The organism is Streptomyces sp. NPDC005799, from assembly GCF_040630525.1.
Lineage (GTDB): Bacteria > Actinomycetota > Actinomycetes > Streptomycetales > Streptomycetaceae > Streptomyces > Streptomyces griseorubiginosus_B.
The window spans coordinates 110,618-136,565 of record NZ_JBEXXQ010000003.1 but is presented as its reverse complement, the minus strand read 5'-3'; the positions used below and the strand labels follow the sequence as shown (position 1 = coordinate 136,565).

At 72.2% G+C, this 25,948-nt stretch carries 23 protein-coding genes and 2 pseudogenes; 12 read left to right on the top strand and 13 right to left on the bottom strand.

Annotated elements, in window-relative coordinates; all coding sequences use genetic code 11:
• Nucleotides 1-99: 99 nt before the first annotated feature.
• From ABZ453_RS04245 to xylB, 4 genes are all read right to left on the bottom strand, one after another.
• On the bottom strand, nucleotides 100-1,113 hold the full coding sequence (locus tag ABZ453_RS04245) for an acetamidase/formamidase family protein (RefSeq protein ID WP_359011385.1): 1,014 nt from the start codon (nucleotides 1,111-1,113) through the stop codon (nucleotides 100-102).
• Nucleotides 1,110-2,609, bottom strand: a complete 1,500-nt coding sequence (locus tag ABZ453_RS04240; RefSeq protein ID WP_359011383.1) for an APC family permease — start codon at nucleotides 2,607-2,609, stop codon at nucleotides 1,110-1,112. Before ABZ453_RS04240 ends, ABZ453_RS04245 begins: the two co-directional genes overlap by 4 nt.
• Nucleotides 2,610-2,816: 207 nt before the next feature.
• A complete protein-coding gene (locus ABZ453_RS04235; RefSeq protein ID WP_359011381.1) occupies nucleotides 2,817-4,025 on the bottom strand; it encodes an ROK family transcriptional regulator in 1,209 nt (402 codons plus the stop codon).
• A gap of 10 nt (nucleotides 4,026-4,035) precedes the next feature.
• A complete protein-coding gene (xylB, locus tag ABZ453_RS04230) occupies nucleotides 4,036-5,481 on the bottom strand; it encodes a xylulokinase (RefSeq protein ID WP_359011379.1) in 1,446 nt (481 codons plus the stop codon).
• A 150-nt stretch (nucleotides 5,482-5,631) separates the two neighbouring features.
• Between xylB and xylA the strand changes: the two genes are divergently transcribed.
• Together xylA and ABZ453_RS04220 are read left to right on the top strand one after the other, a co-directional pair.
• Nucleotides 5,632-6,798 (top strand): xylose isomerase, encoded by a 1,167-nt coding sequence (gene xylA, locus ABZ453_RS04225; protein ID WP_359011377.1) that lies wholly within the window; start codon nucleotides 5,632-5,634, stop codon nucleotides 6,796-6,798.
• A 364-nt stretch (nucleotides 6,799-7,162) separates the two neighbouring features.
• Entirely contained in the window at nucleotides 7,163-7,417 is a 255-nt protein-coding gene (locus ABZ453_RS04220) for a hypothetical protein (protein WP_359011375.1), read from the top strand.
• A 2-nt stretch (nucleotides 7,418-7,419) separates the two neighbouring features.
• On the opposite strand, the gene ABZ453_RS04215 is transcribed toward ABZ453_RS04220, so the two are convergent.
• The 3 genes from ABZ453_RS04215 to ABZ453_RS04205 form a co-directional block, all read right to left on the bottom strand.
• Nucleotides 7,420-8,763, bottom strand: a complete 1,344-nt coding sequence (locus tag ABZ453_RS04215; RefSeq protein ID WP_359011373.1) for an esterase-like activity of phytase family protein — start codon at nucleotides 8,761-8,763, stop codon at nucleotides 7,420-7,422.
• A 115-nt stretch (nucleotides 8,764-8,878) separates the two neighbouring features.
• Nucleotides 8,879-10,129, bottom strand: a complete 1,251-nt coding sequence (locus ABZ453_RS04210) for an SWF or SNF family helicase (RefSeq protein WP_359011371.1) — start codon at nucleotides 10,127-10,129, stop codon at nucleotides 8,879-8,881.
• Nucleotides 10,126-12,981, bottom strand: coding sequence for a DEAD/DEAH box helicase (locus tag ABZ453_RS04205; RefSeq protein WP_359011369.1), 2,856 nt, complete (start codon nucleotides 12,979-12,981; stop codon nucleotides 10,126-10,128). Before ABZ453_RS04205 ends, ABZ453_RS04210 begins: the two co-directional genes overlap by 4 nt.
• 250 nt (nucleotides 12,982-13,231) lie before the next feature.
• Between ABZ453_RS04205 and ABZ453_RS04200 the strand changes: the two genes are divergently transcribed.
• Together ABZ453_RS04200 and ABZ453_RS04195 are read left to right on the top strand one after the other, a co-directional pair.
• Nucleotides 13,232-14,281 (top strand): acyl-CoA desaturase, encoded by a 1,050-nt coding sequence (locus tag ABZ453_RS04200; protein ID WP_359011367.1) that lies wholly within the window; start codon nucleotides 13,232-13,234, stop codon nucleotides 14,279-14,281.
• Nucleotides 14,282-14,415: 134 nt separating this feature from the next.
• Complete coding sequence (locus ABZ453_RS04195; RefSeq protein ID WP_133046917.1) at nucleotides 14,416-14,598, top strand: hypothetical protein; 183 nt, start codon at nucleotides 14,416-14,418, stop codon at nucleotides 14,596-14,598.
• A 4-nt stretch (nucleotides 14,599-14,602) separates the two neighbouring features.
• Here the strand turns inward: ABZ453_RS04195 and ABZ453_RS04190 are convergent, their stop codons facing one another.
• From ABZ453_RS04190 to ABZ453_RS04180, 3 genes are all read right to left on the bottom strand, one after another.
• A complete protein-coding gene (locus ABZ453_RS04190) occupies nucleotides 14,603-15,994 on the bottom strand; it encodes a tannase/feruloyl esterase family alpha/beta hydrolase (RefSeq protein WP_359011365.1) in 1,392 nt (463 codons plus the stop codon).
• Nucleotides 15,995-16,166: 172 nt separating this feature from the next.
• A complete protein-coding gene (locus ABZ453_RS04185) occupies nucleotides 16,167-17,069 on the bottom strand; it encodes a hypothetical protein (RefSeq protein ID WP_359011363.1) in 903 nt (300 codons plus the stop codon).
• Nucleotides 17,070-17,206: 137 nt separating this feature from the next.
• Complete coding sequence (locus ABZ453_RS04180; protein ID WP_359011361.1) at nucleotides 17,207-17,503, bottom strand: hypothetical protein; 297 nt, start codon at nucleotides 17,501-17,503, stop codon at nucleotides 17,207-17,209.
• A 99-nt stretch (nucleotides 17,504-17,602) separates the two neighbouring features.
• On the opposite strand from ABZ453_RS04180, the gene ABZ453_RS04175 reads away from it, so the two are divergent.
• On the top strand, nucleotides 17,603-18,499 hold the full coding sequence (locus ABZ453_RS04175; protein ID WP_359011359.1) for an oxygenase MpaB family protein: 897 nt from the start codon (nucleotides 17,603-17,605) through the stop codon (nucleotides 18,497-18,499).
• A 30-nt stretch (nucleotides 18,500-18,529) separates the two neighbouring features.
• Here the strand turns inward: ABZ453_RS04175 and ABZ453_RS04170 are convergent.
• Nucleotides 18,530-18,670, bottom strand: a pseudogene (locus ABZ453_RS04170) (PadR family transcriptional regulator); the annotation flags it as partial.
• A 1-nt stretch (nucleotide 18,671) separates the two neighbouring features.
• Here ABZ453_RS04170 and ABZ453_RS04165 point away from each other — a divergent pair.
• A pseudogene (locus ABZ453_RS04165) lies at nucleotides 18,672-19,117 on the top strand (alpha/beta hydrolase); the annotation flags it as partial.
• A gap of 3 nt (nucleotides 19,118-19,120) precedes the next feature.
• Here the strand turns inward: ABZ453_RS04165 and ABZ453_RS04160 are convergent.
• Nucleotides 19,121-19,720: a class I SAM-dependent methyltransferase gene (locus ABZ453_RS04160; RefSeq protein ID WP_359011357.1), complete on the bottom strand. Its 600-nt coding sequence runs from the start codon at nucleotides 19,718-19,720 to the stop codon at nucleotides 19,121-19,123.
• A 152-nt stretch (nucleotides 19,721-19,872) separates the two neighbouring features.
• On the opposite strand from ABZ453_RS04160, the gene ABZ453_RS04155 reads away from it, so the two are divergent.
• From ABZ453_RS04155 to ABZ453_RS04135, 5 genes are all read left to right on the top strand, one after another.
• A complete protein-coding gene (locus ABZ453_RS04155; RefSeq protein ID WP_359011355.1) occupies nucleotides 19,873-20,646 on the top strand; it encodes an MHYT domain-containing protein in 774 nt (257 codons plus the stop codon).
• Between the two features lie 54 nt (nucleotides 20,647-20,700).
• Nucleotides 20,701-23,223, top strand: coding sequence for a nitrate- and nitrite sensing domain-containing protein (locus ABZ453_RS04150; RefSeq protein ID WP_359011354.1), 2,523 nt, complete (start codon nucleotides 20,701-20,703; stop codon nucleotides 23,221-23,223).
• 26 nt (nucleotides 23,224-23,249) lie between these two features.
• Complete coding sequence (locus ABZ453_RS04145) at nucleotides 23,250-23,693, top strand: roadblock/LC7 domain-containing protein (RefSeq protein ID WP_359011757.1); 444 nt, start codon at nucleotides 23,250-23,252, stop codon at nucleotides 23,691-23,693.
• Nucleotides 23,694-23,715: 22 nt separating this feature from the next.
• Complete coding sequence (locus ABZ453_RS04140; RefSeq protein ID WP_359011352.1) at nucleotides 23,716-24,132, top strand: DUF742 domain-containing protein; 417 nt, start codon at nucleotides 23,716-23,718, stop codon at nucleotides 24,130-24,132.
• Nucleotides 24,133-24,317: 185 nt separating this feature from the next.
• Entirely contained in the window at nucleotides 24,318-24,923 is a 606-nt protein-coding gene (locus ABZ453_RS04135; protein ID WP_359011350.1) for an ATP/GTP-binding protein, read from the top strand.
• A 7-nt stretch (nucleotides 24,924-24,930) separates the two neighbouring features.
• Here ABZ453_RS04135 and ABZ453_RS04130 read toward each other — a convergent pair whose 3' ends face one another.
• A complete protein-coding gene (locus ABZ453_RS04130) occupies nucleotides 24,931-25,359 on the bottom strand; it encodes a PPOX class F420-dependent oxidoreductase (RefSeq protein WP_359011348.1) in 429 nt (142 codons plus the stop codon).
• Between the two features lie 94 nt (nucleotides 25,360-25,453).
• Here ABZ453_RS04130 and ABZ453_RS04125 point away from each other — a divergent pair, with 94 nt between their 5' ends.
• Nucleotides 25,454-25,867: a roadblock/LC7 domain-containing protein gene (locus ABZ453_RS04125; protein ID WP_359011346.1), complete on the top strand. Its 414-nt coding sequence runs from the start codon at nucleotides 25,454-25,456 to the stop codon at nucleotides 25,865-25,867.
• The last annotated feature ends 81 nt before the right edge of the window (nucleotides 25,868-25,948 follow it).

Sequence of the window (25,948 nt, the reverse complement as noted above, 5' to 3'; positions counted from 1 at the left end):
ACGAGTAGACGTTGGCGGTGACGAGTAGACGTAGGAGGTGAAAGAGAAGGGGTGCGACGAGGACGAGGAGACGTGCGAACCGGACAGGGAGCCGGCCGCTCAGCGCCGCAGGGCCGCCGCGGTCTCGCGCAGCCGGTCGTGCATTCCGCGATGGGTCTCGCGCGCGGGCAGCCACTGCTTGCGGATCTTGGCCACGCACGTGTAGTTGGTGTCGCACACGTTGGCCAACGGCGACTCGACGGCCTGGGTTGCGAACTGGTACGCGTCCAGCTCACTGAACCCGTAGTCACGCACCAGCCACTGCACCAGGTCGAGCTGGGATATCCGGAACGCGTCCTCCAACGGGCGTGCGGAACCCGTCGAGATGATGTGCGTGTCCGACTCGATGCGCGGCCACGGCGTGGCGAGCCCCTTCAGCAGTTCGACGATCACCACGGTGTTCATCGCGCACTCGACGGCGACCCCACAGGTCTCTCCCTCGCCCTGCCGGGCGTGTCCGTCACCCAGACTGAGCAACGCGCCCTCCACGTTCACCCCGAAGTAGGCCGTCACCCCGGCCCGCATCTCGGGCGTGTCCATGTTCCCGCCGTGCGCGTCCGGCACCAGGGCCGAGCGGACCTCCAGGTTGGCCGGGGCCACGCCCACCGTGCCGTGCATCGGGTCGATGGGCAGCTCCGCCTCGATGTCGCTGTCGTGGGCCCGGAACAGCGCCGTGCGCCGGGTCCGGTCGAGCTGCCAGATCCACACGGTCTCCGGCAGCGGTGGCTGCAGGGTGGCCGTGGTGTGCGTGGAGGTGAGCGCGCCGAACAGGGGGACCGTGGTCGACGCGGCCCAGTCGCGGGCCGGTTCGATCGACACGAAGTGCACGGCGACCGTGTCGCCCGGCTCGGCGCCCTCCACGTGGAAGGGACCGGTCTGCGGGTTGAGGAACGGGAACTCGCACACCTCGGACACCAGGTCCTTCTCGGACCGCACCCGCCCGGCGAAGCAGTCCTCCGTGTACAGGTCCAGCACCGTGCCGGGCGCGATCCGCGCCACGGGCGGTGCGCCACCGAACGTCCAGGCGTACTCGCCCGGTTCGGGCCGGACGGTCAGGATCCTCGGGTCGTTCATCGCTGTGCTGCTCCGTTCTGCGAGGTGCCGGTGAGGGCAGGTTCGTCCAGGTGGACCCGGGCGGTCTCGGCTATGCGCTCGGGATGCCGTCGCAACAGCACGGCCAGCACCACGAGCCCCGCGGCCATCCACGCCCCGACGATCGGACCTGCGTACGACACCGGGGCCGTCAGCTCGGTGACGAAGTCGAAGACGGGCAGTCCTGCCGCGGTCAGCAGCGCCGGCACGAAGGCGACGATGCCGAGCAGCGGCAGCAGCAGATGCCTTGTCGGCTTCAGCGCCTGACGCCTGCGGCGCAGGAAGTATCCGGCACAGGCGAGGTTCACGACGATGTACACGCCGATCACGACCGTCACGATCACCGTGGCCAGCAGGAGGAAGGCCGTCACCGGGTCGTAGCCGAGCCCCAGTCCCAGCGCCGCGCCGACCGCCACCACGCTCTGCACGGCGATCCCGGCGACGGGGGAGCGGTGGCGGGGATGGAGCGCCGTGAACATCCGGGGCAGCACCCGGATCCGGGCCAGGGCGAAGGCCGTGCGCGTGGAGACGTTGGAGCACGCGTTGGCGTTGGCGATCGTGGAGTTGACCACGGCGAGGAAGACCAGCACCCAGAACAGGCCGAAGGACGCCCTGGCCACTCCCTCCCAGGACGCCTCGCCGGACGCGCCGAACCTGGCGAACCGGTCCGGCCCGAAGTACACCGTCATGGCGTAAGTGGTGACGACGTAGAACAGTCCGATCGCGAGCGCCGCGCCGAGGACCGCGCGATGCATCGTCCGGCGCGGATCCCGGGTCTCCTCGGCGAGCGGCGCCGCGGCCTCGAACCCGGCGAAGGCCAGCACCGTGTACACCGATCCCGCGAAGACCCCGCTGACCCCGCCGTATCCGTCGGCCGCGTGGGACGTGCCGAACACCGACAGGGTGTTGTGCCCTCCCGCCTTGCCGATCAGCCAGAGGGCGAAGACCAGGAAGACGAGGATCTCGAAGACACCGAGGACCGTGCCGAAGCGGGCCGAGGCGCGCACGCCGAGGTATCCGGCCGCGGCGATGATCGCGGCCCCCGCGAGCGCCCACGGCCACCACAGGTCCGCCGGATACGAGGGCCACTCGTCGTGCAGCGTGCCCGCCGTGGTGAACCCGAGCTGCAGGAGCAGCAGCGGTGGCACCAGGGATTCCACGAACACATAGCCCCAGCCGACGAGGAAGCCCACGGCGGGATGCAGGCCCTGCGCCGCGTACGTGGCCACCGAGCCCGCGGCCGGCAGTTCCCGCGCCAGCTCGGCCACGCAGGACGCGGTGAACAGACAGGCCACCAGCGCGATCAGCACCGCCAGCGGCAGACTTCCGCCCGCGAAGGCCGCGCCGGACGGGATGGACGCGGCGACCGCCGCGGCCGGTGCCATGGCCGTGATGCTCTGGAACAGCACCTCGCGCAGCCCGATCGCGTCCCGCCTGAGACCCGCCGTCACATGCCCCGCCGTCACATCCCCCGCCATGTGAATCCCCCTCAATTCACGCCGACACGCGGGCCGTCCGCCGATCCGGCGGTTGCGCCTCGCGTGAATCACGGTACGGCGCTTGCGGGTTGGGCAGAAGGGCGCGGTGTGCTTCGGTGGACGGGGGTCCGTATGTGGAAAACTCCGTCACCCGGACAGGTGATCAGCGGCGTGGGCGAGGGCCATGGCGGCCCGGTTCGGCAGGTCTCAGTTCCGCTCGGCCACGGCGGCGGGGTCGTCGAGGACCGCTCGTACCACCGAGTGCGCTGCCCCCAGCAACGGCCCCTCCGGGCCCAGCCGTGACACCGACACGGGACAGGCCGGCCCCGCGGTGCGCCGGTCCAGCTCGGCCTCCAGTGACGGCAGCAGCCACGGCGCCAGGCCCGCCAGCGCGCCGCCCAGCACCACGCTCTCCGGGTCCAGCAGATTGACCGCGCCGGTCAGCGCGATGCCCAGCGCCTTGCCCGCGTCGCGCAGCGCCCGCCGTACCGCCGCGTCCCCCTCGGCGGCCCGGCCCGCGAGGAGCCCCACCCGGTCCTCGCCCGGCTCCAGTCCCGCGGCCCGCAGCACCGCCTCCTCACCGGCGTACTGCTCCAGACACCCCCGCCCGCCGCACGCACACCTGGGCCCCTCCGGACGCACCGGCACATGCCCCAGTTCGCCGGCGAAACCCCGCGTCCCGCGCAGCAGCCCGCCGGCCACGACCACCGCCGCGCCGATGCCGATCTCCGCCGAGACGTGCAGGAAGTCCCCTCCAGTCCCCTCGCCGAGCCAGAGTTCGGCGAGCGCGCCGAAGTTGGCCTCGTTGTCGACGGTCAGCGGGAAGTCCGCCGGGAGCAGGGCGCCGAGGTCGGTCTCGTGCCAGTCCAGGTTCGGGGCGCGGACGACGGTGCGGGCGTCGCGGGCGACCAGGCCGGGGACGGCCACCGCGAGCCCCGCGGGCCACAGTCCCTCGCCCTCGGCCTCGGCGACGACCTGGCGCAGCAACTCGGTGAGCTCGTCGATCACGGGTTCGGGGGAGCGGCCGCGGTTCGCGCCGTGGCGTATCGCCCGGGCCCGCACCTGTCCGCGCAGGTCGACCGCGCACACCGCGAGATGGTCCACGCCGATCTCGGCGCCGATCCCGGCGGGGCCGTGCCCGCTGACGGCGAGCGCGGAGCCGGGCCGCCCCACCCGGCCGGGCCGCCCAGGGCCCAGCTCCTCCAGCAGGCCTGAGCGTATGAGTTCGTCGACGAGGGTCGACACGGCGGCCCGGGTCAGCCCGATCCGGGAGGCGACGGCGGCCCGGGAGAGCTGTCCCTCGGCGTTGACGGCGTGCATGACCCGGGCGAGATTGCGCCGGCGCATGCCCTGCTGGGTGTCCGGCAGCACCCGGCCGGGTCCGGACGGGTGCGTCTCGTGCAGCGGTGCGGTCATGCCCCCGTCCTCAACGGCTTTCGGTGCTCCGCTCCAGCAGCGGGGCCGCGTCGGAGAGTACCCCGGCGATCCTGGCCAGCGTCTCCTCGTCCCGTTGCACGGGTTCCAGCACCGGGCCCGCGGCGGTGTTCCAGCGCCGGGCGACCGCGGCCGGATCCTCGCCGGTCAGCAGGCCCGCCGCCTGTGCCGCGGCGCCGAGCGCGACCAGTTCCCTGGCCTCGGGCACCTGCACCGCGCGGCCCGACAGCCGCCGTACGGTCTGCTGCCAGGCCGCGCCCCGGGCGCCGCCGCCGATCAGCAGGAGCGGAGCCGAGCGGTCCGCGTCCGCGTCCAGGACCAGGTCGAGTGCGCCGAGCAGCGAGTGCACGGCGCCGTCGTAGGCGGCCTGCAGCAACTGGCCGGCGGTCGTGTCGTGGCGCAGGCCGTGCAGCAGGCCCGAGGCGGACGGCAGGTTCGGGGTGCGCTCGCCGTCCAGGTAGGGCAGGAGGGTGATGCCGGTGGCGGGTTCCACGGCCTCGCGGTCCAGGCCCAGCAGGGTCGCGACCCGGTCGACCGCGAGGGTGCAGTTCAGTGTGCAGGCCAGCGGCAGCCAGTCGCCGTGCGCGTCGGCGAAGCCCGCCACCGTGCCGGTCGGGTCGGCCGGGCGCCGCCTGGAGACGGCGTACACCGTGCCCGACGTGCCGAGACTGAGCACCGGCGTGCCGGGGCGCAGACCCAGGCCCAGTGCGGCGGCCGCGTTGTCGCCGGTACCGGGGGCGACCAGGGTGCCCTTGGAGAACGGCAGGTCGTGACTGTCGCGCACGGTGCCGGCCACCTCGCCGGGCCGCACCACCCGGGGCAGCAGCGCCGGGTCGAGTCCCACGTGCGCCAGGGTCTCCTCGTCGTACGCCTCCGTGCCCGAGGCCCACCAGCCGGTGCCGGAGGCGTCCCCCCGGTCGGTCGTGCCCTGGCCGGTCAGACGTTCGGTGAGGTAGTCGTGGGGCAGGCGCACGGCCTTGGTGGCACGCACCGCCTCCGGTTCGTTCTCCGCCAGCCAGGCCCACTTCGTGACCGTGAACGACGGGCCGGGCACGCTGCCGGTGCGCTCCGCCCACGCCTTCGGGCCGCCCAGGTCCTCGATCAGACGGCGGGCCTGCGGCGCCGAACGGACGTCGTTCCACAGCAGCGCCGGACGCACGGGCTCGCCCCGCTCGTCCAGGGTGACCAGGCCGTGCTGCTGTCCGCCCACCGACACCGCGGCCGCCTCGTGCGCCGCGTCGCCGCACTGGCGCAGCGCCTCGGACAGGGCGTCCCACCACTGGCGCGGGTCGCTCTCCCGGCCCGCTCCGGAGGAGACGGTGTGCGGTGCCTGGCCGCTCGCGACGACCTGCCCCGTGGCCGCGTCGACGACGAGCACCTTGGTGGACTGGGTGGACGTGTCCACGCCGACGACGAGCGGACCCTCGGCTGCTGACATCGGGCTCTCCCTTTTTTCCGCGGCTCAGCGGGGATGTTCCGGCACACACACCCTGCACCTCTTCCCAGGGCTGCCTCCGCATACTAATTTGTAAACGGCCATGACGAAATAGGCGTGAGCAAGCGTCGCAATCAAGCAAGGAGCCGCGGCATGAGCTACCAGCCCACCCCCGAGGACAGGTTCACCTTCGGCCTGTGGACCGTCGGCTGGCAGGGAAGGGACCCGTTCGGCGACGCCACGCGGCGTGCCCTCGACCCGGTCGAGACCGTGCAGCGCCTGAGCGAGCTCGGCGCCCACGGAGTCACCTTCCACGACGACGACCTGATCCCCTTCGGATCCTCCGACACCGAGCGCGAGTCGCACATCAAGCGCTTCCGCCAGGCCCTCGACGCCACCGGCATGACCGTGCCGATGGCCACCACCAACCTCTTCACGCACCCCGTCTTCAAGGACGGCGCGTTCACCGCCAACGACCGTGACGTGCGCCGCTACGCCCTGCGCAAGACCATCCGCAACATCGACCTCGCGGTCGAGCTCGGCGCGAAGACCTACGTCGCCTGGGGCGGCCGCGAGGGCGCCGAGTCCGGCGCCGCGAAGGACGTCCGGGCCGCCCTGGACCGCATGAAGGAGGCCTTCGACCTCCTCGGCGAGTACGTCACCGCCCAGGGCTACGACCTGCGCTTCGCGATCGAGCCCAAGCCGAACGAGCCGCGCGGCGACATCCTGCTGCCCACCGTCGGCCACGCCCTGGCCTTCATCGAGCGCCTGGAGCGCCCGGAGCTGTACGGCGTCAACCCCGAGGTCGGCCACGAGCAGATGGCCGGCCTGAACTTCCCGCACGGCATCGCGCAGGCCCTGTGGGCGGGCAAGCTCTTCCACATCGACCTCAACGGTCAGTCCGGCATCAAGTACGACCAGGACCTGCGCTTCGGCGCCGGTGACCTGCGAGCCGCGTTCTGGCTGGTCGACCTCCTGGAGAGCGCCGGCTACGACGGCCCGCGCCACTTCGACTTCAAGCCGCCGCGGACAGAGGACCTCGACGGCGTGTGGGCCTCGGCCGCCGGCTGCATGCGCAACTACCTCATCCTCAAGGAGCGCGCGGCCGCGTTCCGCGCCGACCCGGAGGTGCAGGAGGCGCTGCGGGCCTCGCGCCTGGACCAGCTCGCCGAGCCGACCGCGGCCGAGGGGCTGCAGGCCCTGCTCGCCGACCCGAGCGCCTTCGAGGAGTTCGACGTCGAGGCGGCCGCCGCTCGCGGGATGGCCTTCGAGCGGCTCGACCAGCTGGCGATGGATCACCTGCTGGGCGCGCGCGGCTGAGCACCGGCACACACGCGTGCGGGTGCTCGGCGATCTCCGTGGCTGAGCGATCTCCGTACGGAATGTTTCGGAATCATGCGGTCCACCGCATGGATCCGTATCAAGTTCCGTACGGGGGTCGCCGCGCGCCCGGCTCACGGCGACTCTGGAAGGTATGGCCATGCCGCCCGTACCGCCTCAGCCACCCGGGCCGCCGGGTGGCGGCTTCGGATCACCCTCGGACCCTCCCGGCTCCGGCCACCATGCGGGAGGGGGCTATGGGGCCGGAGGGGGCTACGGCCCTCCTCCGGGCAACGAGCCGCCCACCTACACGGATTGGCAGCCTCCGCCCCTGCCGCCCAGAAGGCGCCGGAGCCCGCTGCTGGTGCTCCTGGCCGGTGTCGCGGCGGTGGCGGTCGTGGTCGTCATCGTGCTGATGGCCACCGGCCGCCATGACTCGCCGGACAAGAAGTCACCGGCCGGCAGCGGCAGTTCCAGTCCCTCCCCGTCCCGGTCGCTGGGCATCCCGACCGCATTGCCGAGCGAGCTGCCGTCGAAGCTGCCCAGCGAACTGCCGAGCGGAATCCCGAGCGGTCTGGAGTCGCTGATCCCCTCGCTCGGGGATGTGGACCTGCCCTGACCTCAGACGCCGTGCGGCAGCCGCACGTACACCACCGTGGTCTCGACACCGCTGTCGACCAGCCGGCCCTGCGCGTCGAACGCGCCCGCGCCGTCGGTCATCCCGAAGTCGTTGTCGTTGATCAGGGCGAGCGTGTCGTGATCCACGCGCGCGACGCCCTCGATCTTCCCCGGCACTCCGGTGACCTTGCCCAGGTCGACGACCAGCCGCTTGTCGAGCACCGGGACGCCGGCGGCCGCCGGATCGGCGAGCTGCTCCAGGGAGGGCGAGGTCGTGTCGTCGTCGTAGGGGCCGCCGAGAATGTTCGCCTTGCGCCCCAGCTTCACCAGCTGCAGCCGCGCGGCCTTGTCCGTGCGCTCCTCGACCAGCAGCCGGTCGCCGCCCACGGCGACCACCGAGGAGATCTTCAGCTCCGAGGTGTCGTCCTCGCTCGGGTCGACGACGTCGACCGGATCGAAGCGGTAGGCGTACTCGCCGGTGACCGCCTTCTTCTTCGGCGAGAACCGCAGCAGGCGCGTGGTGCGCGACGCCTCGCCCGCGGCCGTGTCGGGCAGCGACAGCGGGCTCTGCAGTGCGATCACCAGGTCGCCGCCGGACAGCTGTGCGAGCCCCTCGAAACCTCGGTTGGTCTTCCGGTGCAGCAGGACGGCGGGCAGCGCCTCCACCACCGGGTAGTCGGCCCCTGTGAGGTTCAGGCCCGTGGGGACGTAGCGGGTGAGCACCTTCCCGTGCGCGGAGACGTGCACGAGCGAGGGGCTGTACTCGTCGATCAGCCAGAACGTCCCGTCCGCGGCCCGCACGATGCCCTCGGTGTCCAGCCCGTTCGGGTTGTACGACAGCGGGCTCTTGGCGTCGTAGGAGTACGGCGCCTCGTCGCGCCCCTGCTGGTTCGACAGCCCGGTGACGGCCTTCCCGGAGGACGTCGTGATCGGGATCGCGTCCAGAACCTTCACGGTGTCGCCACTCACCCGGATCCTCACGATCGCCGGATCGAAGCCGGGGACGGGAAAGGTGCGGCGCTTGGTGCCGCTGACCTTGATCTGTCCGTTGGGCCCCCGGTCGGTCACCGTCCAGAACTCGCCCGTGTGGCCCGCCGGACAGATGTCGCTGCCGATCCCGCCCAGGTCGATGCCGTGGTCGTCGCCCACCGAACGGGGCAGCAGCGCGTTGCTGAACGCCCCCAGCGGAATGTCCCCGAGCGTTGCCGTGCGGACGACACGCGCGTCCTTCTGCGCCGGTGCGCTCACGGCCGGAGCGGCCGTCACGAGGGCGGCGATCAAGGCGAGTGGAACGCCCACCGTGACGGGGCGTCGAACGCGGAGCCGACCGGTGGCGTGCGGGGACATCGGGCCTCCTCAGGGGCAACTTCGGTGACAGCGGCCAGATTTGGCGGCAAGGGCGAACGCGTCACGAAGGCACGGTGAACTGCATGCGTCCACTGTCCGAGCACACAGACCTCACTCAGGCGTCGTCGTCCTCTGGAGCCGACTCCACAGAGGCCAGCGCTGTCGCCGGATTCCAGGACGGCCCGCCGGCCGGTGCCCAGCGACCGCGCTCCTTGCGGTACGGCCACCACTGGCCGTCCCGTCCGAGGCGCAGCTGGACCGGTGAGCCCAGCACCGTCCAGCGGTTGCCGCTCGACCGCACCGACGGTTGCTCGCCGTCGTCCCAGGCCGACTCCAGAGCGGCACGCGCGCGTGCGAGAGTTTCCCCCGTCACGGCCCACTCCTCCTCCAGCACGGCAAGCGCGGCCGCACCGCCGAGACCCCACGCCCGCGTGGCCTGCTCCAACCCCGCCCGGTCACGCCCCGATCCGGCCGCCAGGCGATCCATGACCTGCTGTTCCGGCGTCCCCAGGGCAAGGCGTACCGCGTCCTGAGCCAACGTCAACTCAGCTTCGGGGTGGAAGGGTTCAGGGGTGAGCGCCTCGGCCAGCAATCGGTGGGCTTCCACGGCGGTGCGGGCGGCCAGGTATTGGACGGCGCCCGGATCCACGCCGGGTGCGGGCGGGGCCTCGGTGTCCAGGGACGGGGGCCTGCCGGGCTCGGCGGGAAGGTCCGCCAAGGCGGGCAGCGGGGGCAGGAGATCGCCCGCGGTGTACGCCTCGGCGGCGTCCACCCCCTCCGGCCCCGCGACCGGAGCCTGACGGCTCTGGAGGCCCTCCAGCAGGGCCTGTTCGCCCCGTCCGCGCATCAGCAGCAGGACGAAGGGATCCTGGTCCAGCAGTCGCGCCAGCTGGTAGCAGAGGGCCGCCGTGTGCGCGCAGTGGTCCCAGGCTCCGCAGTCGCACTCCGGTTCCAGGTCGCCGAGGCCGGGCAGCAGGTCGACGCCCGCCGTCGCCGCGTCCTCGACGAGGTGGGGCGGCATCTCGCGGTCCAGCAGCGCGGCCACGTGCCCGCCCCGCTCGACCGCCATGCCCAGAAAACGGTCCCACTGCCCGCTGTTCAGCTCCTCCAGCAGCACATCCGCCCTGTGCGCCGTACCGTCGCGTCCCCTGACCACGGCCGTGACCCGTCCCGGGCGCACGGACATCGCGCCCACGGCACCGGTGCGGGCGAGCCGGCGCCCCGCTTCCAGCTGCCGGGCGTCCAGGGCCGTGTCCTCCAGCGCCTTCAGCCAGGCCCGGCCCCACCACGTCTGCGCGAAACCTCGCCCATGCGCGGGCGGAAGGGAGGCGAACGTACGCGCCCCGTCGTCGTGGTGATCGCTCATCGCGTGCCCCCTCGCAATTCCACCAGGTCGGCCAGTTCCGCGTCCGTCAGCTCCGTCAGGGCCGCCTCGCCGGAGCCCAGCACCGCGTCGGCCAGCCTCTGCTTGCGGGCGAGCATGTCGGCGATGCGGTCCTCGACGGTTCCCTCCGCGATCAGCCTGTGCACCTGCACCGGGCGGCTCTGGCCGAGGCGGTGGGCGCGGTCGGTGGCCTGGGCCTCGACGGCGGGGTTCCACCAGCGGTCGTAGTGCACGACGTGCTCGGCCCGGGTGAGGTTCAGCCCGGTGCCCGCCGCCTTCAACGACAGCAGGAACACCGGAACTTCACCGTCCTGGAAACGCCGCACCATCGCCTCACGTTCCTCGACCGGCGTCCCCCCGTGCAGGAACTGCGCGGTGATGCCACGGGCCGTCAGATGCCGCTCAAGCAGTCGCGCCATGCGCACGTACTGGGTGAAGACCAGAACGCTCGCCCCCTCGGAGAGGATCGTGTCGAGCAGTTCGTCCAGCAGCTCAAGCTTCCCGGAGCGGCCGGCGATCCTGGGCCGCTCCTCTTTGAGGAACTGCGCCGGGTGGTTGCAGATCTGCTTCAGCCCCGTCAGCAGCTTCACGATCAGTCCGCGCCGGGCCATGGCGCCGGCCCCGGAGATCTCCGCGAGCGTCTCGCGCACCACCGCCTCGTAGAGGGCGGCCTGTTCGGGGGACAGGGACACCGTGCGGTCGGTCTCCGTCTTCGGCGGGAGTTCCGGTGCGATCCCCGGATCCGACTTGCGGCGGCGCAGCAGGAACGGCCGTACCAGCCGCGCGAGCCGCTCCGCGGTAGCGGGATCACGCCCGCCCTCGACCGCCCGCGCATACCGGGTGCGGAAGGTGCCGAGGCGGCCCAGCAGCCCCGGGGTCGTCCAGTCGACGATCGCCCACAGCTCCGACAGGTTGTTCTCCACCGGAGTGCCGGTGAGCGCCACGCGCGCGCGTGCGCCGATGGAACGCAGCTCGCGCGCGGTCGCCGAGTACGGGTTCTTCACGTGCTGCGCCTCGTCGGCCACCACCAGGCCCCAGGACACGTCCGCCAGGCGGGTCGCGTCCAGGCGCATCGTGCCGTAGGTGGTGAGTACGAACTCCCCGTCGTCCAGGGCGTCGAGGTCGCGCTGCGGACCGTGGAAGCGGCGTACGCGCGTACCGGGCGCGAACCTCTCGATCTCCCGCTGCCAGTTGCCCAGCAAGGATGTCGGACACACCACGAGGGTGGGCCCGGCGGTGGCGGCGTCGGACTGGCGGTGCAGATGCAGCGCGATCAGAGTGATCGTCTTGCCGAGGCCCATGTCGTCGGCCAGGCAGCAGCCCAGCCCCAGGGAGGTCATCCGGGCCAGCCAGCTCAGGCCTCGCCGTTGGTACTCCCGCAGCGTCGCGGCCAGCGCGGCGGGCTGGTCGACAGGCTCCTGCGCCTCCGGTGCCATCAGCCGCTCTCGCAGGACCGCCAGCCACCCCGTGGGCTGTACGTCGACCCGGCGGCCGTCGACCTCCGTGGAACCCGTCAGCGCGGCACCCAGGGCGTCGACGGGTGTGATCTTGCGATCCTCCAGGGCACGGGCCCGGCGTACCTCCTGCGGGTCGACCAGGACCCACCGGTCGCGCAGCCGTACGACGGGCCGGTCGGCCTCGGCGAGCCGGTCCAGTTCCTCACGGGTGAGCCTGTCCCCACCCAGTGCGAACCACCAGTCCAAAGCGACAAGCGCGCCCGTGGACAGGAACGACGGAGTGCCGGAGGCGGTCCTGGGCGCGTCCTCGGGCGGGCCGATCACCGCGCGGGCCGTCAGGTCGCGGGTGAGCTCCTTCGGCCAGTGCACCTCCACACCAACCACGGCGAGAGCTCGCGCGCCCACGCCCAGGAGCTCGGTGACGTCCTCGTCGGCGAGGTCGAGGGTGCCCGGCACACTGGTCGCGAGGAGCGGCGTGAGCGGCGGCCAGGCCCTGCAAGCGCGGCGGAGCGCGAGAAGGGCGTCCATCCGCGCGTGAGGGCCGAAACCGGCGGCCGTGTTCGCCGAGTCGTCCCAGATGTCGGCGGCATCCGCGACGAGTCGGGGGTCGCTCACGCTGTGCGCCTGCACCACGGCCCGGAAGGTGATCGCCCGCTCCTCGTCCGCCGGTCCAGCGATCCCGGGCGTCTCGACGCGCAGGGACAGCCGTACGCCCGCGTCGTGCCCGGCGGCGACCTCGGCGGCCCAGGGGCGTTGCTCGGGCAGGCACTGGGGTTCCTGAGCCGCGTACGCGGGGCCACCGGTCACCAGTGGGGCGGCGGGGGAGCGGGGCAGGGCGTCGGCCACCGCGTCCAGGAAGGCTCGCAGCAGTTGCTCCGGCGCGGGCAGCCGCGGTGGTGCGCTGCCGTCCAACGGCACGGCGTGTGCCTCCGGCGGCATGGCGGCGGCGAGTTCCCGGACACGGTCGAGGTCCGCCACGGACAGGGGGCCGACGCGCCAGGCGTCGTGGTCGCCGGGCGACAGCCCGGGAAGCAGCAGCCCTCGTGCCAGGAACTGCAGGGCCAGTACGGCGGCCGTGCCCCAGAACGCGGGTGCCCGGTGTCCGTGCGCGCGGGCGCGCGCACGCGTGAGGACCGGCAGCGCCGCCCGCAGCGGCAGCAGGAGGGCGGGCACCTCGGCCGGTTCCACGCTCTCGCCGCCGGGCCGGATGACCGTCAGGTTTCCGAGGGAGCCGGCAGCCATGAGCGGTGGGACACCGCCGTCGGGCCTCCAGAAGGCCACCGTGCCGCTTCGGGCCGGATCGCCCGGCACGAACACGGCACCGCAGCGGGCCAGTTCGGAAGTCTCTGCCGGTGTTGCCGCGAGGTTCTTCTGCACAGCTGACCGTACTCCTCAAATTTGACTACTGCTTTCGGCGCCGCCGAGGGTACAGCATTCGGCCGGCCTTCGACATGAGCCGACGGGACGGCCCACCGCGCTCCCGGCATGCCGAGGTGTCGTCAACCCCCCTGCGCCACAGGGGCTGCCCCCCGCCCGTACCCGGGGGGCCGCCTCATGGCCGCGGCAGCAGCCCACTACGTACGTTTCCTCAGGTCAGCCCGTTGCCGAGGGAGCCGGAGACCCCGACATGCCCGAGCCCACCACAGCAGTCGCCGAACCACTGCGCAAGGCGCGGGACGCGCCGACCGGAAGCGAGTTCGCACCCCTCCTGCGCACGGTCAAGGAGCAGGGACTTCTGGAACGGCGCCTGGGCTGGTACGCGCTCGGCATCGCCGTCAACGCGCTGGCGCTGGCCGGCGTCGTCGCGGGCGTCGTCCTCGTCGGCGACACCTGGTGGTCGCTGCTGCTGGCGCCTCTGCTCGCCCTGTTCTCCGCCCGCACGGCCTTCCTGGGCCACGACGCCGGCCATTACCAGATCACCGGTGACAGAAGGGCCGCCCGTGCGATCGGACTGATCCACGGCAACCTGCTGCTGGGCATGAGCTACGCCTGGTGGAACGACAAGCACAACCGCCACCACGCCAACCCCAACCACGTCGACAAGGATCCGGACGTCGTCGCCGACGTCCTGGTCTTCACCGGAGAGCAGGCCAGGGACCGATCCGGTTTCCGGCGCTGGCTGACCCGCAACCAGGCCTGGCTCTTCTTCCCGCTCACGCTTCTCGAAGGCGTCGCTCTGAAGGTGCACGGCTTCCGGTATCTGCGCCGGCAGCCCGCCGGCCGGGGCGCCGTGGAAGGCGCCCTCCTGGCCCTGCACGTCGCCGGGTACGCGACACTGCTGCTGACCTCGCTGTCGCCGGGCAAGGCACTCGCGTTCGCCGCCCTTCACCAGGCGCTGTTCGGCCTGCACCTCGGGATGGCTTTCGCCCCCAATCACAAGGGCATGGAGATGCCCGCCCCGGACGGCGAGCGCTGGGGCCATCTACGTCGGCAGGTGCTCACCTCACGCAACGTCCGCGGCGGCCCCCTGACCGACTGGTTTCTCGGTGGCCTCAACTACCAGATCGAGCACCATCTCTTCCCCAGCATGCCCCGGCCCCATTTGCGCCTCGCCCGGCCTCTGGTGCGGGCGCGCTGCCGGGAGTTGGGTATTCCCTATGCGGAGACCGGGCTCGTCGACTCCTATCGGCAGGCCCTGCGTCACCTGCACGAGGTCGGGGAGCCCCTCAGGACGTGATGTCCCCGGGGGCTCTCAGGGACGACTCGGGGTCGCGGCTCAGGGACGTCTCAGGGTCGCGACTCGGAACCGTGGGAAGCGCGGGCCCGTTTTCAGGACAGAGAGCGGCAGTGGCCGCGAAGGAGGCGACGTACATGTCGAAGAACGCGAAGATCGCCGTGGGGGGTGTGGCGGTCGGAATCATCCTGCTGTTCTGGCTGCCCTGGTGGGTGTCGCTCCTGATAGTCCTGGGAGTCCCGGCCGCCGCCTACCTCACCCTGGACCCCTCCCAGCGGCGCAGGCTGCGCCGCGTCACCCGCAAGGAGCTCGGTCGCTGAGGCACTACCGCGCGAGAGCGTCCCGGTCGTCCAGCGCGCACGAGTCGACCACATCGCCGCTCGCGGGCCGCGCCACGGTGTGGTCCGCGGGCGGCCGCACGCCCTCCTCCACCCAGGAGACCAGCGCGTCGAACGCCGACCGGTAGCACGGCAGGATCGGCCGCAGCCGGTCCGGATGGGTGTCGTACAGCCCGTCGACATGCGTGCCGCCCTCGATCGTGTAGGAGCGGTGCAGTGCGCCCCGCCCGCGCGCGTCGACCAAGCGCGCGTACACGTCCGAGTCGGCGGCCTTGGGCAACAGGGCGTCCAGGTCGCCGTGCAGCGTGATCAACGGCCTGCCGATGCGCCCGGTCAGCGCCACCCTGGCCACGGCGCGACGGACGGCGGCGGGGCGAGACGTGTAGTCGTAGCGGGCGTCGCTCGGGCAGGGGGCCAGGATCTGCTCGGCCGTGCCACCGGCGGACGGACCGGGGCAGCCGGGGTCGTAGGCCGGGTCGAACTCGGCGCGATAGATCTTCTGGGTGACCCCCCAGTAGGCGTTCTCGTGGTAGGGCCACAGGAACTCCGAACCGCGCGCGAAACCCACCGCGTACATGTCCTCGTCCCGCGCCGAGCCCAGCATCCGCGCCACCGCGGTGGGCAGCGAGGTCAGCAGGTTCGGACCGTCGGCGCTCCACAGGGCGCCCTCCCAGTCCACACCGCCGTCATACAGCTCCGGATGGTGCTCCAGCTGCCAGCGGGTGAGATAGCCGCCGTTGGAGATGCCGGTGATGTACGTGCGGCGCGGGGCGTGCCCGTAGCGCTGGGCCACCGCACGCCTGGCCGCCCGGGTGAGCTGGGTGGTGCGCGCGTTCCATTCGGCGACGGCGTCGCCGGGCCGGGTGCCGTCGCGATAGAAGTCGGCACCGCTGTTGCCCTTGTCGGTGGCCGCGTACGCGTATCCCCGGGCGATCACCTGGTCGGAGATCGCCGTGTCCGTCGCGTACTGCCGGCGGGTGCCCGGGGCGCCGGTGACCACCAGGCCGCCGTTCCAGTGGTCCGGCAGCCGGATCACGAACTGCGCGTCGTGCCGCCAGCCGTGGGTGGTGTTGAAGTGCGAGGAGTCCGGGAAGTAGCCGTCGATCTGTGTCCCGGGTACCCCGGAGGGGGTGATGGTGCCCTTGGCCGTCAGTCCCGCCTGGTCGGCCATGTCGGTGTATCGCGTGCCGGCCAGCCCGGTCGTCGTGAGATCCGGCAGACAGGCGCCGCGCTGGAAGGCCGCACCGGGCACCTGGACGCGCTCCTGCCCGGCGCAGTGCCCGTCACCGACGGACATGGCCGTGGCGGGAGCCGGCGAGGTCAGGGCCGCCGCCACCAGTGTGGCGGCGGCGAGCGGAATGGCACGGGACGGACGCATGACGGCCTCCAGGGCAGCACGGGAGGAAGGGCGTCCCGGCAGGGCGGGGCGCCCATGGCTGCCTCATGCTGCGATCCGTGCCGTGCGGCATCCATGGGGTGGGAGCACACGGAACGGAGCCGCGACATGGGTGCTGGAAACAGACGGGCGGTGAATCGTGGTGCGGGTGGGCTCAACTCGGGCGGACCGCCATCTTGTCGAGCGCTTCGAGGAGTCCGGGAAGTTCCGGCCCACGGCCCACCGGCAGCACCTCGCCGGGCTCCGCGTCCAGCAGCACGAACGCGATGTCGTCGGTCCTGGCCACCAGCGACCAGCCGGGACCGTCGGCCCGCAGGGTGCGTGCGTCGCCCGAGGCGAAGGACGACCGGACCCGCCCGAGCGGCGGCGGCGAGTCCACGTACGCGCGTGCCTCGGCGAGCACACGGCGGATGCCGCTGTGGCCCTTGCCCTTCTCGTCGTCCTCGCTCCGGACGGCCGTGCCGCTCTCCGCCGCCTTCTCACCGCCCGCGGAGCGGGCAGTGGTCCCCGTCTCCTGCGCCGTCCCGGCGGCGGCCGCATCCGGGCGGGGGGCGAAGTCGGCGTCGTCGATCTGCTCCCGCCACAGAGCCCATTGCAGCGCGATCTCGTCCGCGCCCAGGCGCCGCTGAGCCGGGCCCCAGGTCGCCGTGTCCGGCGGCGACAGCGGCGGACCGTCCGCAGTCTCGGGATCCGGATCATGCGGTGCGGGCACGCCGGGAGCAGCTACGGCGACCGCCAGGGGCCAGCCCGGCAGAGCGGCGACGACCGAACGTTCGTCTGGCGACAGGTCGTACTCCATGCCGCAGTCCCAGGACGCGATGGCGACGGCGACCAGGGAGACGTCGTCCACGACGACCGTCCACCGGGCGCCGTCCCCGTCCTGGCCCAACACCAGGCCGTATCCGTCGGCGAGCGGCGCGAGGCCGAGCGCCGCGCAGGCCTCCGGATAGTCGTCGCCCAGCACGCTCGGAAACTTCGCCGGCGTCAGCAGTACCGCCGTGAGCACATAGAGCGCCTCGTCCGCGGCGGCGACGGCGTCCTCGTCCGTCCCGGCCATCCCAGCCTCCCCATTCGGTTCGTCCAACGGCGCGCACCCTAATGCGCGTGGAAGCTCCTTGTCACGACTGGCAAGCCCACCCGGAGCTGCTGTTTTCCGGCTGGACGGGGCGAATCGACCATCCGTCGTGGCGCGCGTCAGGTCGCCGGAAGCCCCAGCAGCGTACGCGCCACGGTCCGCGGCGACTCCTCGCGCTCCCGCGCCAGCGCGATGACGGCCCTGCACGCCAGCTCGTTGACCCCGAAGGACAGCGCCTCCGGCGACACCCAGCCGGCCGCCTCGTCGATGCGGTCCTGGTCGTCCTCCGCGCAGGCCGAGACATACGCGGCGGCCGCTTCGAAAAGATTGTGTGTACGTTTGTCCCGGCCGTGGTTCATCTCCGCCCGCACCGCGGTGAGGAATCTGGCACAGGACTTGCGCACCCTGCCCAACATGCTGACCACCTTCCCCCTGCGTGGTTGCCCTCGCTGATCGTCCATCTCCTGCCATTCAACGTAGGGTTGGAGTTCCGGCGGCAGAAGGGGGACGGCCCGGTGAACCGCTTCGAACGGCTCGAACAGATCCGGCGCCTGGATCCGTACCGGGACGCCTCCGAGATCTACCGGCTCAGCGCGGCCTACGAGTTCCCGTGGGACTTCACCCGCTCCCTCGAACTGGCCCTCTACCGCACCTATGCGGTACCCAGCATCGGGCGGCTCCTGGCGGAGACGGCGGAGCTGACGGAGCGCTCGCAGAAGCGGTACGACGACACCACGCTGCTCCTGGACGCCGTCGTCGAGCACGGCTTCGCCGGCGAACAGGGCCGCACCGCCATCCGCAGGATCAACCAGATGCACCGCGCCTACGACATCGGCGACGACGACATGCGCTACGTCCTGTGCACCTTCGTCGTCATGCCCAAGCGGTGGATCGACGCCTACGGCTGGCGCCGGCTGTCGCGGCACGAGACCGTGGCCGCCGCCGAGCACTACCGCACCCTGGGGCGGCACATGGGCATCAAGGACATCCCCGGGTCCTACGAGGAGTTCGAGGCCTGTCTCGACGCCTACGAGGAGGCCCACTTCGCCTGGGACGAGAACGCGCGCCGTGTCTCGGACGCCACCCTGGCCCTGATGGCCTCCTGGTACCCGCGCCCCCTCGCACCCCTCCTGCGCACCGTCACGCTCTCCCTGCTCGACGACCACCTCCTGCGGGCCTTCCGCTACCCGCCTCCGGGCGCCGTCACGCGCGCGTGCGTACGCCATGCGGTACGCGCGCGTGGCCGCCTCATCCGGCTGCTGCCGCCGCGCAGGGCACCCCACTACGCGCGCCAGAACCGGGAGGTCAGGGGCTACCCGACCGGCTATGAGCTGGACCAGTTGGGCACGCGCCCCGTTCCCGGCCTCGGAGGATGCCCGGTGCGGCGCCAGGAGGGGTCATCAGCCGAGTGAGGGGATGGTGTCCCGCAGCCGGCTCAGCTGCTTCTCGGCACGCAGCGGCCGGTCACCTTCGTGGAAGAAGCTCGCCGGCTCCGCCAGGAAGGCCGGCCGACGGCGCAGCACGGCCGACTGAGCGGGGGCGTCGTCGAGGTGGCACAGGAAGCCGACCACGGTGAACCACCGGGTCGCCATCGTGCCGGCGCACCGGCGGCCGGAGCTGGTCTCCCGGCTCGTCCTCAGCGAGGCCAACCTCGACGCCTTCCCGCCGCCCTCCGCGGGCAGCAGCGGCATCGCCTCCTACCAGGAGGAGGAATGCGTCGACGGCGCCAACGCGCGCGTGTTGGAGAAGGTGGGTCCGCTGTCGGCGGCCACCATGCGCCTGGCCAACCCGCATGCCCTGCACCGCACGGCCGTCGCCTTCGGCACGGATCGACTCTCGTGATGCGCGACATCCTCGAACGGCTGCCGGTCGACCGCGTCTCTGTGCAGGGCGAGCTGAGTGGTGAACTCGCGGGCAGAAAGGACCTGGAGGCGGGGAGCGTACGCGGGGTGACCGTGCCGGGCGCCGGTCCCAACGTCATGTTCGACAACCCCGACGCCTTCGTGGCGGTGGTCGCTGGCCGGTTGTGACGGTCAGTCCACGCGCACGGCCAGGGCGAGGAAGCGGCTGTCCTCATCGACGTACGAGGTCATCCGCCAGCCCGAACCGGCCAGCAGAGGGCCGAAGTTGGGCTCGGCGCGCAGGTCGTCCGGGGTGATCTGGCGGCCCTGGCGGGCCGCGAGCGCGGCGCGGCCGATGGGATGGAACAGCGCGAGCGTGCCGCCGGGACGCGTCACGCGCCGCAACTCCCGCAGATTCTCGCCCGGCTGAGGAAGGTGCGCGATCAGCCCCGCGGCGAACACCGCGTCCAGCGAGGCCGACCGCAGCGGCAGCGCGGCCACGTCAGCGAGCAGCAGCCGCCCGTCACGGTCCCTGCCGGCCCGTACGGCGGCCTGGAGCATCTCCGGTGTCAGATCGGCTCCCACGACCACCCCCGAGGCCCCCACGGCGGCACGCAGCGGCGTCAGTGCCCTTCCGGTGCCGCAGCCCGCGTCGAGCACCCGGTCGCCCTCGCGCAGCCCGAGCTCGGCCACCGCCGCCGCGTAGGCGGGACCGTCGTCGGGGAACCTGCCGTCCCAGCCGGCGGCACGGGTACCGAAGAACTCCTGGACGTGTGTGTGGTCCTCGCTCATGTTCCGCATGATCCCGCACCGACAGGGATGACGCCGCTGCGCACACGTTCGAGCGCGACGCGGTCGCTCAGCTACCTCTCAGCGTCATATTCCAACACCTTTCGAAATGCGCCCCCTTTGTGCACCCGTCACCGGGCTACCGTCCCGAGGCCATGGGACACCTGGACCACGCCACCTTCGGCTGGCTGACCCCCGTGCTGTCGTACGTGATGGCCTGCATAGGCGCCGCGCTCGGACTGCGCTGCACCGTCCGCGCCCTCGGCGCCACCGGCCGCTCGCGCCGCAACTGGCTGATCACCGCCGCATCCGCGATCGGCACCGGCATCTGGACCATGCACTTCGTGGCCATGCTCGGTTTCGGCGTGAGCGGCACCGACATCCGCTACGACGTGCCGCTCACCATCGCGAGCCTGCTCGTCGCCGTCCTGGTCGTGTGCGCCGGTGTCTTCGCCGTCGGCTACAGCCGGGACCGCAACCGGGCGCTGTTCCTCGGCGGACTCACCACCGGACTCGGCGTCGCGATCATGCACTACCTGGGCATGGCGGCGGTACGGCTGCACGGACAGGTCAGCTACGACCCGGCCCTCGTCGGCCTCTCCGTACTGATCGCCGTCGTCGCGGCGACCGCGGCCCTGTGGGCGGCACTCAACATCAAGTCGCCCGTCGCCGTCACCGTCGCCTCCCTGATCATGGGCGCCGCCGTGAGCAGCATGCACTACACCGGGATGTTCGCGGTGAGCGTCCGGGTCACCCCCTCGAGCCAGCCCCTGCCCGGGGCCACGGCGATGCAGTTCATCTTCCCCCTCGCCGTCGGCCTCGGGTCCTACCTGTTCCTGACCTCTGCCTTCGTCGCGCTGTCACCGACGACGGGGGAGCGCGAGGCCTCCGCCTCGGCGCAACGGCCGGTAGAGAGCGTCCCCGGCTAGCGCCGGATCCGGCGCCGACGGCACGCCCACGAACCACTCCTGAGCGAGGAGTCCATGCGTACACCCCGTAGGAGCCCCACCACCGGCGCCGAGGCGCCGCCCTCGCCTCCCGTGCGCGGCCGTCGCGCCCACGCGGGACCGCCGGCCGACGAAGGCACGGAGGAACACCTCGGCGCGGTGCCGCAGGATCCGCCCACGCGCGCGGGGCAGTGGCGAATACGCCCCCGCACGGTTCGTGCCAAGATCGTCTGCCTGCTGATGGTGCCGGTCGTCTCGCTGCTCGCCCTGTGGGCCTACGCCACCGTCACGACCGCCCAGGACGTCTCCCGGCTGCGTCAGTTGCAACGTGTCGACGCCGAGATCCGCTCACCCGTCGGCACGGCCGTCGCCGCGCTGCAGGCGGAACGAACGGCCGCCCTGGGCTACGCCTCCGCCCCGTCCGCGGGGCAGAGCGGCGACTACAGGAAACTCACCGAGCGCACCGACGAAGCCGTGGCCAGGCTGCGCCTCGGTGACGACGACACCGTCGCCGACAGCACCGAGCTGCCTCCCGGGGTGGCCCGGCGGCTGCGGGCCTTCGTCACGGGCGCCGAGCAGCTGCGTGCCCTGCGCAGCCAGGTGCTCGACCGCCGCGCCGACTGGGCTGAAACGTACCGCCAGTACACCAGGACCGTCGCCGACGCCTTCGCGGTGGACGGGGCGCTCACCGGCATCCAGGACGCCGACCTCGGCTCCGACGCGCGCGTACTGCTCGAGTTCTCCCGCGCGGGCGAGTCACTGGCCCAGGAGGACGCGATCCTCGCCGGTGCGCGCCCTGCCGAGGGCCTGAGCGGGCAACGGCTGCGTCTGTTCACCGGTGCCGCGCAGACCCGGCGCACCCTCACCGAGGCCGCCGTCGCCGACCTGAGCGGCTCCGAGCGCGACGCCTGGCACACTCTCGCCGCGGACAGCGCCTACACCGCCCTCGGCGACGCGGAGGACCGCATCGTCGACGGCACCCCGGGCCCGCTGCAGGCGGCGGCACCGGAGGACACCTGGGACAAGGCACACACGCGTGTGCAGGACGGCATGCGCACCATCGAGGCCGACGCAGGACACGGAGTCGCCGAGCGCGCCGACCCGTTCACGCGCGGACTGCTCACTCCGGCCGGCGCCGCCGTCCTCTTCGGCCTGGCAGCCGTGGCCGCCTCGCTCGTCATCTCCGTACGCATCGGCCGCGGTCTCGTCGTCGAACTGGTCAGCCTGCGCAACAGCGCCCTCGAGATCGCCCGCCGCAACCTGCCCGAGGCGATGCGCAGGCTGCGGGCCGGCGAGGAGATCGACGTCGAGGCCGAGGCCCCGCCGGGACCACCCGCCGAGGACGAGACCGGACAGGTCGCCGAGGCGCTCGGCACGGTGCACCGCGCCGCCCTGCGGGCCGCTGTCGAACGCGCGGAGCTCGCCAGCGGCATCTCCGGGGTGTTCGTCAACCTCGCCCGCCGCAGCCAGATCCTCGTCCACCGCCAGCTCAGCCTCCTGGACAGCATGGAGCGCCGCTCCGACGACCCCAACGAACTCAGCGACCTGTTCCGCCTCGACCACCTCACCACCCGTATGCGGCGCCACGCCGAGAGCCTGATCATCCTCTCCGGCGCCGCACCCGGCCGGGCCTGGCGCATGCCGGTCTCCCTGACCAACGTGGTGCGCGCGGCCGTGTCCGAGGTCGAGGACTACGCGCGCGTGGAGGTGCGCCAGCTCCCCGAGGCGTCCGTCATCGGCGCGGCCGTCGCCGACCTCACCCATCTGCTCGCCGAACTCGTCGAGAACGCCGCCCAGTTCTCGCCACCCCACACGCGTGTGCGTGTCACCGGCGAACCCGTCGGCAACGGCTACGTCGTCGAGGTGGAGGACCGGGGCCTGGGCATGGGCGGCGAGACCCTCGCCGAGGCCAACCGCCGCATCGAACAGTCCGAGGCACTCGACCTCTTCGACAGCGACCGGCTCGGCCTGTTCGTGGTCAGCCGGCTCGCCGCCCGCCACGGCATCAAGGTGCACCTGCGCACCTCCCCCTACGGAGGCACCACCGCGGTGGTCCTGCTGCCCACCGCCCTCCTGCACGGCGGCGCGGCGGAACGTTCCCCCCGCAGGGCCGCCGCCGAGGCGGAACGCCCCGAGGAACGCGAGTACGCGCGCGTACCCGGCGCCGAACGGCAGGAGTCCGTACCGGCCCTGGCCGAGCGGCCCGCCCTCGCGGCCCCCGCAGCGGCCGCGTGGGACAGGGCGGCCGAACCCCCACCCCCCGGAGTCACCACCTTGCGGCTGCACCGACCCCAGGACGACGCCGAGGACACCGACGACCTGCCCCGCCGGGTACGCCAGGCCAGCCTCGTCCCCCAACTGCGCGAGCGACGCACCGAGAAACCGGCCACCCAGAACTCCGGCCCCCGCCACGAGGACCGGCGCACCCCCGAGGTCGTGCGCGACCGCATGGCGGCCTACCGCGACGGCTGGGCGCGCGGTGGCGGCAGGCAGCCCGGCCGCGGTGCCACACCCGACCACACAGCGCGCAGCGACAGCAGCGAAGGAGATCGCGCATGATCCAGGACCCGAACACGAGGGCAGACATGGGGGTCCCCCCGCTCGAGCGAAGCCGGGAGTGGGGAAAGTCCGGCGAACTCGACTGGCTGCTGGACGACCTGGTGCTGCGCATGACCGAGGTGCGGCACGCGGTGGTCCTGTCCAACGACGGACTCGCCGTGGGCGCGTCCACCGATCTGCGCCGCGAGGACGCCGAACACCTCGCCGCGGTCGCCTCAGGCTTTCACAGCCTGGCCAAGGGGGCGGGACGGCACTTCGGCGCGGGCGGGGTGCGCCAGACCATGGTGGAGATGGACGACGGCTTCCTGTTCGTGGCCGCGGCAGGCGACGGCTCCTGCCTCGCCGTGCTCACCGCCGTGACCGCCGACATCGGCCTGGTCGCCTACGAGATGGCCCGGCTGGTCAAACGGGTCGGCGAGCACCTGTACACGGCGCCGCGCGTCGCCGCGCGGCCCCCCGCCGCCGGTTGACGCGAGAGGCGGTCCGCGCGACATGAGCGACGACAGGACCGGCGCCGGGCAGCAGCAGCCGGGCAGCCAGTGGTACGACGGCGAGGCCGGGCCTCTCGTACGGCCGTACGCCATGACCGGCGGACGCACCAGGCCGGGCCCCACGGGGGTCCGCTTCGACCTGATCGCCCTGGTCACTCTGGACGCCGGTGCCCCCGGCCTCGACGAGGCGGGCGGCCTCGGCCCGGAGCACCGGGCCCTGCTCGACCTGTGCCGCACCGAGACCCAGTCGGTCGCCGAGCTCGCCGCGGGAGCCGATCTGCCCGTCGGCGTGGTCCGGGTGCTTCTGGGCGACCTGCTCGAACGCGGCTGCGTCACCGTCAGCCGCCCGGTACCGCCCGCCCAGCTTCCCGACGAACGGATTCTGCGCGAGGTGATCGAGGGGCTGCGGGCGCTGTAGACGACAGTTCACAACCACCCGGGCACGGACGGTCCCGACTTGTGCACCCACCCGGACATCGAACAGGTACCGGTCGGTCGCATCGGGCAAAAAGCGGTCCAATCCCACGGAGAAGGGATGCAGTTGTCATGATGCTGATTTCGACCGATGCCGACCGTTGCCGGCACTCCCGAGAGAAGTGATCCATGGTCTCCGAGCACTCCGACGCCGACGGCGGCGAGACGGCCGCGCTGGCGCTGAAGATACTGGTCGCCGGCGGATTCGGCGTGGGCAAGACCACCCTGGTGGGCGCGGTCAGCGAGATCCGGCCGCTGCGCACGGAGGAGCTGCTCAGCGAGGCCGGGCAGTGCGTGGACGACACCGACGGCGTGGACCAGAAGGTCACGACCACCGTCGCCATGGACTTCGGCCGCATCACCATCCGTTCCGGCCTGTCGCTCTACCTCTTCGGCACCCCGGGCCAGGACCGCTTCTGGTTCCTGTGGGACGAGCTGTCACAGGGTGCCCTCGGTGCCGTGGTCCTCGCCGACACCCGGCGCCTCGAGGACTGCTTCCCCGCTGTGGACTACTTCGAGCACCGGCACATCCCGTTCGTGGTGGCCGTCAACTGCTTCTCCGGAGCCCGCCGTTACAACGCACAGGACGTCTCACGCGCCCTCGACCTCGACCAGGGGACTCCGGTGGTGCTCTGCGACGCCCGGGACCGTGACTCCGGGAAGGAGGTGCTGATCCGGCTCGTCGAGTACGCCGGGCGGATGCACACCGCCCGGCTGCTGGACTCGGTCGGCTGACCGGACGTCAGCTCGCGACGGCCTTCTCCGCCAGGACCTTGTCGATCGTGACGCGCACGAGGAGTTCGCCCGGCACGCCGTTGCGCGCCCCGAACTCCTCGGCCCGGTCCTCGCCCATGTAGCGCGCGCCGATGCGGGTGGCCCAGTACCGCACCTCCTCGAGGTCCTCCGAGATGTGGGCGCGCCCTTGCAGCACGACGAAGTCGTACGGCGGCCGGTCGGCGTCCACACACAGCGCCGCCCGCCCGTCCCGGGCCAGGTTCCGCCCCTTCACGCTGGTCTTGGCGGTGTTGAACACCAGGTCGTCGCCGTCCAGGACGAACCAGATGGGCGTCACGTGCGGACTCCCGTCGGCCCGGACGGTCGACAGTTTCGCGGTGCGGGTGCCGTCAGAGACGAACGCCCGCCATTCCTCATCGGTCATCTTCTGTGCCATGCCCCTATCCTCCTTGCCCGCGGGCGCAATGGTGGGGAAGGCTGACGGGAGATCCTCCGGCCAGGGGGAGTCGTCACACGGGGAGATCCGGAACATGGCGCAGAACCAGACACTTGGCTGGCTGCTGGACGACCTGACCGAGCGCGTCGAACATGTGCGACATGCGCTGGTCCTGTCCAACGACGGGCTGGTGACGGGAGCGAGCACGGGACTTCGGCGGGAGGACGCCGAGCATCTGGCGGCCGTCTCGTCCGGGCTGCACAGCCTGGCCAAGGGCTCGGGACGCCACTTCGGCGCGGGCAGTGTACGCCAGACGATGGTCGAGTTCGACGACGCGGTGCTGTTCGTCACCGCCGCCGGCACCGGCAGCTGTCTGTGCGTCCTCAGCGCCGCGGAGGCCGACATCGGGCAGATCGCCTACGAGATGACCCTGCTCGTCAACCGCGTCGGCGAACACCTCGACGTGGAGGCCCGACAGCCCGACAGATCCCCGTTCCCGGAGGACTGACCTGCTGGTTCTCCCTCCCCTGTGGAGTTGTCCACAGGCCGGCCACGAGATCCGCCCCAGCGGCTACGGTTTTTCCGAGGC